We start from the raw sequence: 14,918 nt of genomic DNA, 5'->3' as shown, positions 1-14,918 counted from the left end.
TCCTTAAAAAATGCATTTAAATAAATTTAATCCTATAAAAAACCTCTTTTTAATGTTTACTGAATACTACGCTACCTTACAATTTAGATAATATTTTTCTTAATTCACCAATATCATTTACTGGAGCCATACATGATTTTCCTTTACATAAATAATATGTAGATTTTTCATTTATAAGATCATATTCCTTAAGAAATGGTGCTAAATCTTCTATTTTATTTCTATTTTCATCATTCTTAATTATTGTTGTTAAATTAAAAATAGACCTTTCACTTAATAAATCTTTGATTTTTTCTTCTTCACCTTTATCATTAGTAACGCATACTAATTCTTCTGATTCATTTAAAGCAAATGATGCAGCCATTAAAAAGAATGAATGATTTATCTCTTCATTAAATACTGAGCCACAAATAAAATTAAATTGTTTCTCTGCCATTTCTTCAAGAGTTAAATCTCCAGTAAGTCTTGCAAGCTTTATTAAATTGTAAGCTGCAACAGAATTTCCTGAAGGCATAGCACCATCAAAAAGTTCCTTAGGTCTAGCAATTAATTTTTCACTATCCTCACCATAAAGGAAGAATCCATCTTTTTCATTATCCCAAAATAAGTTAATCATATCCTTATTTATTTCAATCGCCTTATTTAAAAACTCAATATCATAGCTACTTTCATAAAGCTCTATAAGTCCAAAACAAAGAAAAGCATAGTCATCTAAATAAGCTTTATGACGCGAATCCTTATCTCTATACCTTGCAAGAAGCCTTTTATTTTCATCCATCAAGTTATTGAAAATAAATTCTACTGCTTTCTTAGCATATTCAAAGTATCTTTCATCCTCAATAACTTTATAGGCTTTTCCAAGTGCAGCTATCATAAGTCCATTCCATGAAGTTAGGATTTTATCATCTTTATGTAATTCCATTCTTTCACTTCTATATTGAAGTATTTGTTCACTAAGTAACTTTATCCTATCATCTGACTTATGAAAGTTTTTATTTTTTATTAAATTTGGAATGCTCTTGCCCTCAAAGTTCCCATCAGAAGTTATATCAAAATAATCATTAAAATACGTACCATCTTCTTCTCCTAAAACACTTAAAATTTCTAAAGGTTCAAAAACATAATATTTTCCCTCTTCACCTTCGCTATCTGCATCTTCAGCACAGTAAAATCCACCATCTTTACTAGTAAGCTCTCTAAATACATATTCTAGCACTTTTGTTGCAACCTCTTTGTAAATCTCATTTTTTGTGACCTCATATCCCTCTAAATATGCAATGACAAGCAAAGCATTATCATAAAGCATCTTTTCAAAATGTGGTACCAGCCACTTACTATCCGTAGAATATCTTGAAAAACCAAAACCTATATGATCAAATATTCCACCTCTATACATAGAAATCAAGGTTTTTTCAGCCATTTCTAAAGCCTTAATTTCTTTATGAGATTTATAATATCTAAGCAAAAACATTGTTATATGAGGCGTCGGAAATTTAGGTGCATCACCAAAGCCTCCATATTTTTCCTCAAAAGCGTGTAAAATTTGATTATACCCATTTTTTAATGTCTTAGATGTCAACTTCAATTTGCTTGTTTCACCATCAAAATAGCCACCAAGTTCTGATAAAATACTATTACCAGATGATATAAGCCTATCCTTATTATCCTTCCATTGCTTATTTATTGAATTTAAAATATCCATAAGTCCTGGCATATTATATTTAGCCTTTTTAGGGAAATAAGTACCTGCAAAAAATGGTTTTTGATCTGGAGTCATTATCACTGTAAGCGGCCAGCCTCCATGGCCGGTTAAGGCTTGGCAAACTGTCATATATACACTATCAATATCTGGTCTTTCCTCTCTGTCCACTTTAATCGCAATAAAACTATCATTCATAATTTCTGCAATTTCCTCATCTTCAAATGATTCATGGGCCATTACATGACACCAGTGACAAGTTGAATACCCAATCGATAAAAAAATAGGCTTATCTTCCTCTTTAGCTTTTGCAAATGCTTCATCACTCCACGAATACCAATTTATTGGATTATTAGCATGTTGCAATAAATAAGGAGATTTTTCATTTATTAAATTGTTGGCCTTTATTGTAGATAACATATAAACAACACTCCTTTTATACTTTATTAAAATTATCTTTGCCACGCTGAAAAAATATATACACTTATATAATACATGCAATAAAAAGCTTATTACTTTATTATTTTCAGATTAAAATCTTTCTACCTATCCATACTATACTTATGAAAGGAGTGATAGCATGAGTAATGATAGCAGTAAATTTGATAATGAATTCAGTGATTTATCTACAGAAGATATATATTTCATAAGACAAATGGAAAACAGAATAAATGAACACCACAATCCTCCAATATGCCTTATAGCATATGATAAGCAAACCGAAGATAAATAAAATTTATAAAGCAGATAATTTAATATTTTTTATAAATTATTACTTAGCATAAAAATCATTTTAAGTGGAAAGTTACTAATGTAAATAATAAATCTTAGATAAAAAAATATTATTATTAAACTCTATTAGTTTAAAGGAGGAATAAATATGAGAATTCGAGAAGGAGCAATACCAACTGCATTAGGTACAGTTGTAACAGGTGTAGGTGCAGCTATGGTAGCAGTAGAAGTAGCACCAGTTATCGCTGCTGGAGTTGTTGGGTTCGGTGCAGCTCACATGGTCCTTGGCGCTATCGACCTAGTTGAACATAAGAAACATCATAGAAGAAGATAAATAAAATAGACTAATATAATTATCTGGCCTGGTAGATTATAAATTTAATTCACCAGGTTTTTTTATTTATTTGTACAATTTGATTTCAATTATATTGATTATTTGGTATTTGTAGATTATACTAAAATTAATTTGTCGACAGTATACATTGTATAAATATTGAAATTAATTAATCGTTTTAACACAATCTATAGGAGGATAAAGTAATGGAAAAATATAAAATTGAAAAAGCGCCTTCTTACTATGATCAAGCTTACAATTCTATAAAAGCTATGATATTTAACGGTATTTTAAAACCCGGAGATAGGATTTATGAATCCAAGCTTGCCAGCGAATTTCAAATAAGCAGAAGTCCAGTAAGAGAAGCCATACGTTCTTTAGAAAAAGATGGACTACTTGTTATTGGAGATAAATCAAAAATTACAATTTATAAACCAACCAAAGAAGACATCGAAAATATTTATGAATGTCGCCAAGCTTTAGAATCTCAAGCTGCAAAGTTAACTACTCTTAAAGCATCTAACAAAGAATTAGATAAAATTGAAAAAATATTATTAGAAATCAAAAAAAATATAGATAACTTTGACGATACACTTACTAAAAATATTATTGAACTCAATACTAAATTTCATGATTTAATTTTAGATTTCAGCCAAAATAATCATCTTAAAAAATTGAGTAAAGATTTGAGTTCGCTTACTTATTTTTATAGATCTATCGATGTTTATGAACCTGAGCGTAATATTGATATTTTCAATCATCATCTTGAAATATTTAATTATATTAAACAGAGAGATGAAGAAAAAGCGTATAAAGCTATGTACAACCATATAGACAATGATTTAAAACATTTGAAAAACATTTTGTCAAAGGATTTCATTATATAAGTCAAAGTGTAATCCTTTATTCTTTAATTCAATTAATTAAAAAATATATTAAAGGAGAGTTTATAATGGTTATTTTTAATGCATTAGGAAGTGTATTCAGTATCGTTCTCATGATTTCTACTGGATTCCTTTTATCTCATAAAGGCTGGTTTGATGAAAAAACTTCAAAGCTTTTTTCAAGATTAGTGTGCAATCTTGCTATCCCCTGCCTCATGATTTCACAATTTACAGAAAGCTTTGATAAAGAGAAACTATTGAGTCTTGGTGGTGGATTATTCGCCCCATTTACCTCCATGGCTATTGGTTATATAATTGCCGTAATTATTTCTAAAGCTATTAAAGTGGAAAAGAAACGAATTGGTACCTTTAGATCAATGTTTTTTGTATCTAATTCTATATTTATCGGTCTTCCAGTGAATATGGCTTTATTTGGTGAAAAAAGCATCCCAAATGTGTTATTATACTACATAGCAAATACTACATTTTTTTGGACCCTCGGTGTATATGAAATTAGTAGAGATGGAGATTCTAACAATGCCAATATCCTTTCTTTTGATACAATAAAACGTATCATGTCCCCCCCACTTCTAAGCTTTACGTTTGCCGTTTTGCTTATATTACTTGATATCCATCTTCCAAAGTTTGTCCTAGACACTTGCAAATATTTCGGTAATTTAACAACACCATTAGCTATGTTGTTTATAGGGATAACAATTCACTCTGTTAATTTCAAAGAATTTAGATTTAGCTGGGACATGCTAGCAATACTTTTAGGAAGGTTTGTCATTTCTCCTATATTAATTTTGTTATTGTGTAATTTTGCAAATACCCCTTTACTTATGAAAGAAGTATTTGTTATTCAAGCAGCAATGCCAGTCATGACTAATACAGCAATAGTATCTAAACGTTATAATGCAGATTACGAATATGCTACGATAAATACAATCATAACAACTATTTTTAGCTTAATTGTCATTCCAATTTATATGTTATTACTAGCTTGAACTCATAAGCATCTGTTAAGCCATTATATGAGTTTAATATATAACTTCTGCATTTCAAAAATTGCTAATGCTAAACTTTATTCCTTAACACTAAAAAAAGAGCAGCGTTTAAGCTACTCTTTCTAATATAAATTATATATTTATTTTTTATTAAACTTTACAATTTTGATTGTATAAAAATCTATTTCTCTTTATTGGATGCGGTACTTGGTTTACGCACCATCGAATAAATTACAAATACTGTTATTATTACAAATGTCATTTGTACCCCCCCTAATCTATTTGTTAATTATATATTACTATAATCATGTAATCGTATCAATGAACAATTAGTGGCACGAAAAGATAAAAAATACATTTTTAAAGTAATAAACAAAATATCTTTAGTCATTTTTTGAAAAATATAACTTACATTTTTTCGTATAAAAAAGTTCCATTAACTAATAATATTATTGTTAATTAAAATAATATTATTAGGAGGTAACAACTATGAAACCAGAAAAAATGAGTTCACCAAACCAAGGAATCAAATGCGTTGTTAATACATGTCAATATTATATGTCAGGTGATCACTGTTGTGCACAACAAATAGAAGTACAACCTAAAAATGCTAGCGATACTCAAGAAACAGACTGTGCTACATTTATCCCTGAAAACCAAATCTAATTTTATATATGTGCTCGTTGGATTCACTCCAACGAGCTTTATTTTGTATTTATAGGAATCTTTAATCATAAGACATCAGACATCACTATTGAAAGCTAGACTCTTTTATTATATTATATAAACATAACCTAAAAGGAGGTTTGTTTATGCCACGAAAAGGAAAAAGCTTATCGGAAAGTGTTGCTGATGATATACTAGCGATGATTACTATAGATAAAAAATTTAATATTGGTGATAAACTACCAAATGAAAATGAGCTTTCTACTGAATTAAAAGTAAGCAGAACTACTCTAAGAGAAGCCATTCGTATTTTAGTTGCTCACAATATTTTAGAAATTAGGCGAGGCAAAGGCACATTTGTATCAGAACTAAAAAACATTAATGAAAGCATGGGGTTAGAGAATCTTTCTACTCAAAAATTAGATGTTAAAGATTTATATGAAATGAGATTAATTTTCGAACCTGAAACGGCTTACTATGCTGCTAAACGCGCCACTGATAAGGAATTAGAAAGAATATTGTACTACGGAAGACTTGAAGAAGAAATGATCCTAAATAATGAAGATCGAACCGAGGTAGAGAGATCCTTCCATAAATCTATCGCAAAAGCTACTCATAATGAATTTATGAACAAGCTGATGCCTATATTATACAAAGCAATTGATAATGGTGTTATTTTATCCGATGAAAATAAATCAATTCTTCAAAATACTTTAAATGATCATCGCATGATAATGGAGTTTCTGGAAGCTAGAGATGCTGAAGGTGCAAAAACTGCCATGAAAATTCATATTATTAGAGCAATGAAAGATTTAGGTATACCAAATGAATAAGATAAAGTGCTAATTCTTTATATTTATAGAAATAGCACTTTTTTATTTTAATCTTATGTTACAATTGACACCAGACATCATACAACTTATAATTAAAACATACAACGCGATAATTATAAATATATGTAAGGAGAATATACTATGAGAAGTGATGTAATAACAAAAGGATCTAAAAGTGCACCTCAACGTTCATTGCTTAGTGCCTTAGGTTTAACAAAAGAAGAAATGGAAAGGCCTCTTGTAGGTATCGTGAGCTCACAAAATGATATCGTTCCTGGTCATATGAATTTAGACAAAATAGTTGAAGCTGTAAAAATGGGAGTTTCAATGGCTGGAGGTACTCCAATTGTCTTTCCTGCAATTGCTGTTTGTGACGGTATTGCTATGGGACATGAAGGAATGAAATATTCATTAGTTACAAGAGATTTAATTGCAGATTCTACTGAAGCTATGGCAATGGCTCATGCCTTTGATGCATTAGTAATGGTTCCTAATTGTGATAAAAATGTTCCTGGCCTTCTAATGGCTGCAGCAAGAGTTAATATTCCTACAATTTTTGTAAGTGGCGGACCAATGCTTGCTGGAAAAGTTGACGGATGTAAGACAAGCTTATCAAGTATGTTTGAAGCTGTTGGCGCTTACAATGCTGGAAAAATTACAGCTGAAAAATTAGATGAATATGAAAACAACGTATGCCCTACTTGTGGTTCTTGTTCAGGAATGTATACTGCAAATAGTATGAACTGTTTAACTGAAGTACTTGGTATGGGCCTTCAAGGGAATGGCACAATCCCTGCAGTTTATTCGGAAAGAATAAAACTTGCAAAGCATGCTGGCATGAAAATCATGGAATTACTTGAAAAGAACATAAGACCACGAGATATTATGACAGAAGATGCATTTATGAATGCTATGACTATGGACATGGCTCTTGGCTGTAGTACCAATAGTATGTTGCATTTACCTGCAATTGCACACGAAGTTGGCTTTGATTTAAATGTTGATATAGCTAATGAAATTAGTTCAAAAACACCTAATCTTTGTCATCTTGCTCCTGCAGGACACACTTATATTGAAGATCTAAATGATGCTGGTGGAATTTACGCTGTTATGAATGAAATAAGTAAGCTTGGTTTATTAAAAACTAACCTTATAACATGTACAGGAAAAACTGTTGGTGAAAACATTGAAGGATGTGCAAATAAAAATCCTGAAGTTATTAGACCAGTCGAAAATCCATATAGTCAAACTGGTGGGATTGCAGTTCTTAAAGGAAATCTAGCACCTGATTCATGTGTCGTTAAGCGTTCAGCCGTTGTACCAGAAATGTTAAAGCATGAAGGTCCAGCTAAAGTGTTTGATTGCGAAGAAGATGCCCTTGAAGCCATAAATACAGGAAAAATTGTTGCTGGAGATGTTGTTGTTATCAGATATGAAGGACCTAAAGGGGGTCCTGGCATGAGAGAAATGCTTAATCCAACTTCTGCAATTGCAGGAAGAGGTCTTGGAAGTTCCGTTGCTCTTATAACAGATGGACGTTTTAGTGGCGCTAGCAGAGGTGCTTCAATCGGGCACGTTTCTCCAGAGGCAGCAGTAGGTGGTAACATAGCATTAGTTGAGGATGGAGATATCATCCAAATTGATATTAACGCTAACACTATCAACTTCTTAGTTAGCGATGAAGAATTAGCAAGAAGAAAAGCAAATTGGAAACCAAGAAAGCCAAAAATAACTACAGGTTATCTAGCAAGATACGCTGCTCTTGTTACGTCAGGAAATAGAGGTGCTATCTTAGACATTCCTAAATTTTAATTAAACTAATTGTTAATTATATACTTATAGATATCCAAATCTAAAACTAAATTTATGTGGTAATTTACCGAAATCATAAATATTTTCTTCCGAAAATCTATGAAAATATAGCTACAGATTTCTGATCTAGGAGTGATTCCTATCAACAAAATTTCTGTAGCTATATTTTTTATTCTCAATGAATTTATTTTATTCCTATCACATAAATACAATGTTACATTGTTATAATTTCCTGCCTTTACCTAATATAATAATTCCTATAATTTTTTAATTGCTTCTCTACTATACTCTCCATAAAAGTAATTATTTCATTATATCGCATATAATTTATTTGTATTATTTTTACATAAGTATGTTATAATTCAAGGTATATTTATGGAGATATTAATAATTATATAGATATAGATGCTACTTTAGGAGGTATATTTATATGACACAAATAGTTAAAAGAGGCTTTGTTCCATCTGACGAAATTGAATTTAATGAAGAAAACCTAACATTATTAAAAAAAGCTCAAAAGGATATCTATTACTTAATAAATCAAGGGTATAGTATAGATAAAAGTGTTGAATTTGTAGGAAATCATTTTTTATTTTCTGCTAGGCAAAGATTAGCATTAAAAAGAAGCATATCTTCTTATAAAGATATTATTAGCAGGCAGAAACGTAAAATATTAGATACATACGAAAATAGCACACTACATATTGATGGTCTTAATATAATTATTACTCTTGAAGTAGCTTTGTCTAATTCAACACTAATTAAATGTATGGACGGAACTCTCCGAGATTTGGCTGGACTTCGAGGAACATATAAGTTAATTGATAAAACAGATACAGCAATAGACTTGATTGGTAAAAGATTAGATAGAATGAAGATACAAAAGGCTATCTTTTATCTTGACTCTCCAGTTTCTAACACAGGAAGATTAAAATCAAGACTATTAGAACTTCTATATAAATACAACTTCGATATAGAAGTTATTCTTATTCCAAATGTAGATGTTATTCTAAATAAATTGGATCATGTTGTAACTAGCGATGGGATAATTCTTAACACATGTGAAAGTTGGATAAACTTAGCATATGAAATTGTTGAAGAAGAATTACCTAATACGTCCTATATTGATTTTGAAATTAGATTTTAGTATATTTAAGAATACAACCAATTTATGTAAGAATATAAAAGTTCAAGAATTATATTAACGTAAATTATAACAATCTGAAACTCTGATGAATATATTATTTATAACTAATTTCTGAGGAGTAAAATATAAATGTTAATTGATAATGAGTTCATTAGTGACGATACTATGAACTTCGAAGACTTTAATAGCTTTGAATTTTCACCAATTTTAGATGAATCTGCTGATAAAAAACGTGCACCTTTTACACCAAATAGTGGAGGTTTTCCGCCTCCAGGAAACTATCCTCCTAACTTTAATTTTAATCCTCCTAATTTTGATTATGATAATTCTCCGAATTTTAATTACCCTGGCGGTGGTGTATTCAATCCTCCTGGAGCACCTAAATCTCCACCACCTAATTATGTGCCAAGAAAAAATGATTCTGGAGTTCAAAAAGTCGGAGCTAGCGGTGGTGTAAATGCTAAAGCTGTTAGTTCTAACTCTATAAGATTTTGTCTTTATAAATACACATATATCTGGGAAGAGAATGGAAATAACTATTGGACTTTCTTATTAAGCGTTAACAGACGTACAGTATCTGGTTTTAGATGGTTCCGTAGAAATTGGGTCTATTTCGGATTAGATTTAAGAAGAATAGATTCTTTCATATGCTATAGATCTGATTCTGAATCAGAAGAAAAATGCAATGATTGCATAGATTTAAACAGAAGTGATAAATCATTATTACTAAATAATCAAAAGGAATATTCATTAAACGGAAGTAAGGATATCTATACTAAAACTCTGGCTTCAATAGATATACCTGATATCAAAGAAGATGTTATGACTAAGACAGTAGGTTATTTGGATGATAACGAAATTACTAGCGAAATGCCTTGCGTAAAAGCCAGAAATATTTGTTATAGAATTAACTTAGAAGTAACTTATCCAAGTAATTATGATATAAACTTAAAAAGAAATATAAACGAGTTAGTGGAAGAAGCAAGTAATGATGCTTATGAAATTATATCTTTAAACAGAAACGGTGAAATCAGTTTTGAACCGCTTGAAACTTTCAATTTATCTGCCAAGTCGATTCCTGATGCTTTTAAAGCTTTCTCTGATTCCTTTAGCAGTAAGCTTAACCTTTTAAACTCCACTATAAACCTTGAAGACATTACTTATTGTATAAGGCATGAAAAGATTTATAACAACTGGAAACCTTATTTTTATAATGATTCATTGTATTAGGTAACAAATAAATTTTATCCACTTCTTACAAATATAACAAGGCTAGAGAAACACATCAACTCTCTAGTCTTACTTTTTATCATTAAAAGTATTTAAATTGTATAATTTAAATATAATCCTTCAACTTTTTCCCAATCTATTAAATTCCATATGTTTTTTACATAATCTGCCCTTAAATTCTTATACTTTAGATAATAAGCATGTTCCCATACGTCTATAGTCAGAATTGGAACTAATCCATTCATAGCAGGTGAATTTTGATTTAGTGTATTTCTTACCGATAACTTTCCACCTTTATCTTTAACTAAGAAACCATACCCAGATCCAAATTGACCTATAGCAGCATTACTTACTTCAGTTTTTAGAGTATCTAAATCTCCAAATGTATTATATATTTCTTCTAATAACTTTCCCTCTGGAGCTTTCTTTGGAGTTGGTGAAAGAAGTGCAAAATATAAATTATGATTTGATACTCCTCCACCTTGATCTATTACTCCTTGCCTAATTTCTTCTGGCAACTCATTCACATTTGCTAACAATTGATCTAAAGATTTACCTTCTGTATACTGCTCATATCCTTTTATAAGCGAATTTAAGTTATCTACGTATTTTTGAAGATGCTTACTATAATGTGTTTCAACAGTCTCTGCATCTATATATGGTTCTAATGCATCAAATGCATATGGTAATTGGATTTTATCAAACATATTTCATCTCTCCTTAGTATTTTATTAATTTGAAATATTAATAGTTTTAGCAAGAAAGAGTGATTTATGTATTGTAACTTATATTTATAATATTATATATCTATCTCCCATGGGTTTTCTTTATTTTCTGAAAATAATATGCAGCTTTTTATTGAATTTTCAATCATATCACTTACCGCTTGATCTGTATAAAAAGCTGCATGAGGTGTTATTATTACATTAGGAAAAGACTTTAGAATCGCTAAATTTCTATTTTTTAAAGTCTCTCCCTTTAGATCACTATAATAAATATTAGATTCCTGTTCAATAACATCTAAAGCAGCTCCGCCTATCTTTTTACTTTCAATTCCATGTATTAAATCATTTGTATTAATTAATGATCCACGGGCAGTATTAATAATAAAGACTCCATCTTTCATTAATTTAATGGCTTTCTTATTAATTATATGATAATTATCATCTGTAGCCGGCATATGCAATGTTATAATATCACTATATTTAAATAGATTGTCCAACTCTACATATTTAGCATTTGATTTTACTTCATCATTTTCATATATATCATGTGCTAATATTTTGCAACCAAAACCACTTAAATGTCTGATAACAGTCCTCCCTATTTTCCCTGTACCTATAACCCCTATTGTCAAGTTAGGTAATTCCTTACCTTGAATACCCCTTAAAGAAAAGTCTTGCACATTGCTTCTTTCCATTATAAGTTTGACTTTTCTAACTGCCATTAATATTAACATTATAGTATAATCTGCTACGCTATTTGGTGAATACGTCACATTCCCTACACGAACTCCAAGTTCCTTAGCCTTTTTCAAATCTATATGATCATATCCAATAGTCCTTGTTGATATAAATTTGACACCTAACTCATGAAATTTTCCAACTAATTCTGAGTTTATATTTGTTGTAATTATACTGATACAATCAAAACCTTTTGCAAGAGGTGCTGTTTCTAAACTTGGTTCCTCATTACATAAAACAACTTCAACATTATACTTTTTACTAAATTCTTCGAAATACTGTGTTTCATCACGCCTATGACTATATGCTAAAATTCTCATTTAATATCAGTTCCTTTCAGAAATTATTATTTCTACAATATTTATTTAATTCTAATTTTACCATACTTTTTAACTTATTTTCCAAATTATTCATTAATCAATCATTTCTCTAATAAAGCAAGTTAAATATAAACTTCCTAATAAAAGCAGATTCCCGATTCTGCTTCATAGTAACATTTTCATATTTCTTGTAAACCCCTAATATAAATTACAGGCGATTGTGGTTGTGCTTAGCACTCTTTTCATATATGTAGACTTTTTACGCATCTACCTTTTGAACTCATGTAAGAAAAATATAGCACGCCAAAAAAGGAGCTCAACTGCTCCTCTTACAATTATGAATTACTATATTATTTTAAAACGAACTTATCAATAGCATAATATTTAAAATAGTAACTATTCCTGCAATACTCCATAAAACAATCTTTTCTAATGTAGTGTTTTTATATTTTCCCATCACTTTCTTTGATGATGTTAAATATATTTGCGTAAAAATTGTTATTGGTAATTGTATACTTAATAGCATTTGGGAATAAAGTAATCCCTCAAATGGATTGCTAACAAAAAATATTATAACTAAGGCAACCAATATAGTTATTAATACTCCTATTTTACTGCTTTTACTGTTTATATCATATTCTTCTCCAAATAAACCAGCGAATATTGATCCCCCAGCCATACCAGCTGTAACTGATGATGCTAATCCAGCAAAAAGCAATGCTATAGCAAATATTATCGAAGCTGAATTTCCAAGCAATGGTTTTAACATTGTTTGAGCTTGTTCAAGTTCAGTAACCTGAACATTATTATTATAAAATGTTATTGCTACTAAAATCATAGCACTATTTATTATAAATCCAATTATCATTGATAACATTGTATCCATAAATTCATACTTTAACTGTCTCTCTAATATGGACTTATCTTTTAAATTCCACTTTCTACTCTGGATTACCTCAGAATGTAAGAATAAATTGTGTGGCATAACTACAGCCCCCAATACACTCATTATTATTGGTAGGGAATTTACTGGAATGCTAGGTACAACTGCACTACGTATTGCTTCTCCCCAATTTATATTCACTAAGAAAGTTTCAAATATAAATGATATTCCTATAATTGATACAAATCCAATTATTACTTTTTCTATTTTCTTATATGAATTGGAAAATAGCATAAATATAATTACTAACGCAGAAATTAATGCACCTAATTTTAATGGAATATTAAATAGCATCTCCAAAGCTATCGCTGCTCCTAATACTTCTGCCATAGCAGTACTCACTGCTGCTAACATTGCTGTTATTGTAATTACTCGTCCTAAAAATTTATTTATATGTTTATTAATTGCTTCCGAAATACATAATCCTGTTACTATTCCAAGATGCGCAGCATTATGTTGTAATATTATAAGCATTATTGTTGATAGAGTAACAATCCAAAGTAGTTTATAACCATAATTAGATCCAGCTGCAATGTTTGATACCCAATTTCCTGGATCTATAAAACCTACTGTAACTAAAATTCCTGGTCCAATATATTTTAATAGATCTTTTCCGATTAATTTATTTTTAGTTAAATCTTTATTTTTCTCATTCATATATAGATCCACTCCTTCCTTCTACTTATTATATGATAATGATTATCAACTGTAAACACCTTTTATTTTCTTTAATATATAACTTATTATTGCTTACCCAATTTATCCCTTCTTAATTATAATATATAAAGATATAGTTTTTAACCCTAATCGGTGACAAACTTCTAATTCTTTTAATAAAAAAATAACATAAGTTATAAAATCATAAATAACCTATGTTACTCCCACCATATATAAATCAGTTTAAATTCATATTTCTTTTAATTATCACCATCTAAAATATTTCCAAGCATTCCAAGTACGCTACCTTCTTCTCTATTTTTTCCGCCAGAAGTTGGAGCTGCTGCAAATACACGTTCCGCAAGTCTGCTAAATGGTAAGCTTTGAACCCATATCTTTCCTGGCCCTGTTACAGTTGCAAAGAATACTCCTTCACCGCCAAAAAGTGTATTCTTAATTCCACCTATAAATTGTATATCATAATGTACCTCTTTAGTCATAGCAACTAAACATCCCGTATCTATTTTTAATGTTTCTCCAGGTAATAAGTTTCTTTCAACTATCGCACCACACGCATGTATAAAAGCTAAGCCATCCCCTTCTAATTTTTCGAGTATAAATCCTTCACCTCCAAAAAAACCTACACTTAACTTTTTTCTAAAATCTATTCCTACAGATACACCTTTAGCTGCACAGAGAAAAGCATCTTTTTGACATATTAATTTTCCTCCTAATAAACTTAAGTCCATAGGAATTATCTTTCCTGGATAAGGTGCCGCAAAATAAACTTTTTCTTTTAATGTTCCCGAATTTGTAAATGCGGTCATAAACAAACTTTCTCCAGTTAGCACTCTTTTTCCCGCCGAAAAAATTTTATTCATAAAACTGCTGCCGCTTTGTTTTGATCCATCTCCAAATATGGTTTCCATTTGTATGTTTGGATCCATCATCATCATTGCTCCAGCCTCTGCTATTACAGTTTCTGTGGGATCAAGTTCAATTTCTACATATTGTATATCGTCACCTTTTATCTTATAATCAATCTCATGCGAATACATCAGTTGTACTCCCCCTTATTGCTAAAATTTTAATTTTTTAATCAACTTTTTATTGATTATTTATAATAAATTTATCATTCTGTAACATTTCTGTAACATAAATCTATTATAATAATATTTGTAAAGTAGTTAA

General features: G+C 30.0%; 14 protein-coding genes. 9 read left to right on the top strand and 5 right to left on the bottom strand.

The genetic code is table 11. The features are described from left to right. Positions 1 to 76: 76 nt before the first annotated feature. On the bottom strand, positions 77 to 2,119 hold the full coding sequence (locus tag L3B96_RS20045) for a thioredoxin domain-containing protein (RefSeq protein ID WP_238948394.1): 2,043 nt from the start codon (positions 2,117 to 2,119) through the stop codon (positions 77 to 79). Between the two features lie 160 nt (positions 2,120 to 2,279). On the opposite strand from L3B96_RS20045, the gene L3B96_RS20040 reads away from it, so the two are divergent. From L3B96_RS20040 to L3B96_RS20000, 9 genes are all read left to right on the top strand, one after another. Further along, on the top strand, positions 2,280 to 2,432 hold the full coding sequence (locus L3B96_RS20040; RefSeq protein WP_017208812.1) for a hypothetical protein: 153 nt from the start codon (positions 2,280 to 2,282) through the stop codon (positions 2,430 to 2,432). A gap of 147 nt (positions 2,433 to 2,579) precedes the next feature. Beyond that, positions 2,580 to 2,765 (top strand): asparagine synthase, encoded by a 186-nt coding sequence (locus L3B96_RS20035; protein WP_017208811.1) that lies wholly within the window; start codon positions 2,580 to 2,582, stop codon positions 2,763 to 2,765. Positions 2,766 to 2,971: 206 nt separating this feature from the next. Continuing rightward, a complete protein-coding gene (locus L3B96_RS20030) occupies positions 2,972 to 3,652 on the top strand; it encodes a GntR family transcriptional regulator (protein WP_011968841.1) in 681 nt (226 codons plus the stop codon). Between the two features lie 65 nt (positions 3,653 to 3,717). After that, a complete protein-coding gene (locus L3B96_RS20025) occupies positions 3,718 to 4,656 on the top strand; it encodes an AEC family transporter (RefSeq protein WP_236894978.1) in 939 nt (312 codons plus the stop codon). Positions 4,657 to 5,145: 489 nt separating this feature from the next. Next, positions 5,146 to 5,322, top strand: a complete 177-nt coding sequence (locus L3B96_RS20020; protein WP_017208809.1) for a DUF1540 domain-containing protein — start codon at positions 5,146 to 5,148, stop codon at positions 5,320 to 5,322. Positions 5,323 to 5,468: 146 nt separating this feature from the next. After that, on the top strand, positions 5,469 to 6,155 hold the full coding sequence (locus L3B96_RS20015) for a FadR/GntR family transcriptional regulator (protein WP_238948393.1): 687 nt from the start codon (positions 5,469 to 5,471) through the stop codon (positions 6,153 to 6,155). A gap of 141 nt (positions 6,156 to 6,296) precedes the next feature. Continuing rightward, positions 6,297 to 7,967 (top strand): dihydroxy-acid dehydratase, encoded by a 1,671-nt coding sequence (ilvD, locus tag L3B96_RS20010; protein ID WP_105412201.1) that lies wholly within the window; start codon positions 6,297 to 6,299, stop codon positions 7,965 to 7,967. Positions 7,968 to 8,397: 430 nt separating this feature from the next. Beyond that, on the top strand, positions 8,398 to 9,114 hold the full coding sequence (locus tag L3B96_RS20005) for a DUF434 domain-containing protein (protein ID WP_238948392.1): 717 nt from the start codon (positions 8,398 to 8,400) through the stop codon (positions 9,112 to 9,114). Between the two features lie 129 nt (positions 9,115 to 9,243). After that, the gene (locus L3B96_RS20000) at positions 9,244 to 10,344 is read left to right on the top strand and encodes a hypothetical protein (protein WP_238948391.1); all 1,101 of its coding nucleotides are present in this window, start codon (positions 9,244 to 9,246) and stop codon (positions 10,342 to 10,344) included. Positions 10,345 to 10,436: 92 nt separating this feature from the next. Here the strand turns inward: L3B96_RS20000 and L3B96_RS19995 are convergent, their stop codons facing one another. From L3B96_RS19995 to L3B96_RS19980, 4 genes are all read right to left on the bottom strand, one after another. Beyond that, entirely contained in the window at positions 10,437 to 11,051 is a 615-nt protein-coding gene (locus tag L3B96_RS19995) for a superoxide dismutase (protein ID WP_238948390.1), read from the bottom strand. Between the two features lie 92 nt (positions 11,052 to 11,143). Then, the gene (locus L3B96_RS19990; protein ID WP_238948389.1) at positions 11,144 to 12,127 is read right to left on the bottom strand and encodes a D-isomer specific 2-hydroxyacid dehydrogenase family protein; all 984 of its coding nucleotides are present in this window, start codon (positions 12,125 to 12,127) and stop codon (positions 11,144 to 11,146) included. Between the two features lie 355 nt (positions 12,128 to 12,482). Beyond that, positions 12,483 to 13,727: an Nramp family divalent metal transporter gene (locus tag L3B96_RS19985; RefSeq protein ID WP_171788589.1), complete on the bottom strand. Its 1,245-nt coding sequence runs from the start codon at positions 13,725 to 13,727 to the stop codon at positions 12,483 to 12,485. A 260-nt stretch (positions 13,728 to 13,987) separates the two neighbouring features. Then, positions 13,988 to 14,785 carry a TIGR00266 family protein gene (locus L3B96_RS19980; RefSeq protein ID WP_238948388.1) on the bottom strand — a complete coding sequence of 266 codons (798 nt, stop codon included), beginning with the start codon at positions 14,783 to 14,785 and terminating at the stop codon, positions 13,988 to 13,990. Between the last annotated feature and the right edge of the window lie 133 nt (positions 14,786 to 14,918).

Source organism: Clostridium sp. YIM B02569 (assembly GCF_022320765.1).
GTDB classification, from domain to species: domain Bacteria; phylum Bacillota; class Clostridia; order Clostridiales; family Clostridiaceae; genus Clostridium; species Clostridium beijerinckii.
This window is presented reverse-complemented; position numbering and strand designations above follow the sequence as displayed.

What these genes read in the sequence shown, in the direction of transcription:
- L3B96_RS20045 (WP_238948394.1), bottom strand. Translation starts at nt 2,119, where the DNA reads ATGTTATCTACAATAAAGGCCAACAATTTAATAAATGAAAAATCTCCT.
- L3B96_RS20040 (WP_017208812.1), top strand. Translation starts at nt 2,280, where the DNA reads ATGAGTAATGATAGCAGTAAATTTGATAATGAATTCAGTGATTTATCT.
- L3B96_RS20035 (WP_017208811.1), top strand. Translation starts at nt 2,580, where the DNA reads ATGAGAATTCGAGAAGGAGCAATACCAACTGCATTAGGTACAGTTGTA.
- L3B96_RS20030 (WP_011968841.1), top strand. Translation starts at nt 2,972, where the DNA reads ATGGAAAAATATAAAATTGAAAAAGCGCCTTCTTACTATGATCAAGCT.
- L3B96_RS20025 (WP_236894978.1), top strand. Translation starts at nt 3,718, where the DNA reads ATGGTTATTTTTAATGCATTAGGAAGTGTATTCAGTATCGTTCTCATG.
- L3B96_RS20020 (WP_017208809.1), top strand. Translation starts at nt 5,146, where the DNA reads ATGAAACCAGAAAAAATGAGTTCACCAAACCAAGGAATCAAATGCGTT.
- L3B96_RS20015 (WP_238948393.1), top strand. Translation starts at nt 5,469, where the DNA reads ATGCCACGAAAAGGAAAAAGCTTATCGGAAAGTGTTGCTGATGATATA.
- ilvD (WP_105412201.1), top strand. Translation starts at nt 6,297, where the DNA reads ATGAGAAGTGATGTAATAACAAAAGGATCTAAAAGTGCACCTCAACGT.
- L3B96_RS20005 (WP_238948392.1), top strand. Translation starts at nt 8,398, where the DNA reads ATGACACAAATAGTTAAAAGAGGCTTTGTTCCATCTGACGAAATTGAA.
- L3B96_RS20000 (WP_238948391.1), top strand. Translation starts at nt 9,244, where the DNA reads ATGTTAATTGATAATGAGTTCATTAGTGACGATACTATGAACTTCGAA.
- L3B96_RS19995 (WP_238948390.1), bottom strand. Translation starts at nt 11,051, where the DNA reads ATGTTTGATAAAATCCAATTACCATATGCATTTGATGCATTAGAACCA.
- L3B96_RS19990 (WP_238948389.1), bottom strand. Translation starts at nt 12,127, where the DNA reads ATGAGAATTTTAGCATATAGTCATAGGCGTGATGAAACACAGTATTTC.
- L3B96_RS19985 (WP_171788589.1), bottom strand. Translation starts at nt 13,727, where the DNA reads ATGAATGAGAAAAATAAAGATTTAACTAAAAATAAATTAATCGGAAAA.
- L3B96_RS19980 (WP_238948388.1), bottom strand. Translation starts at nt 14,785, where the DNA reads ATGTATTCGCATGAGATTGATTATAAGATAAAAGGTGACGATATACAA.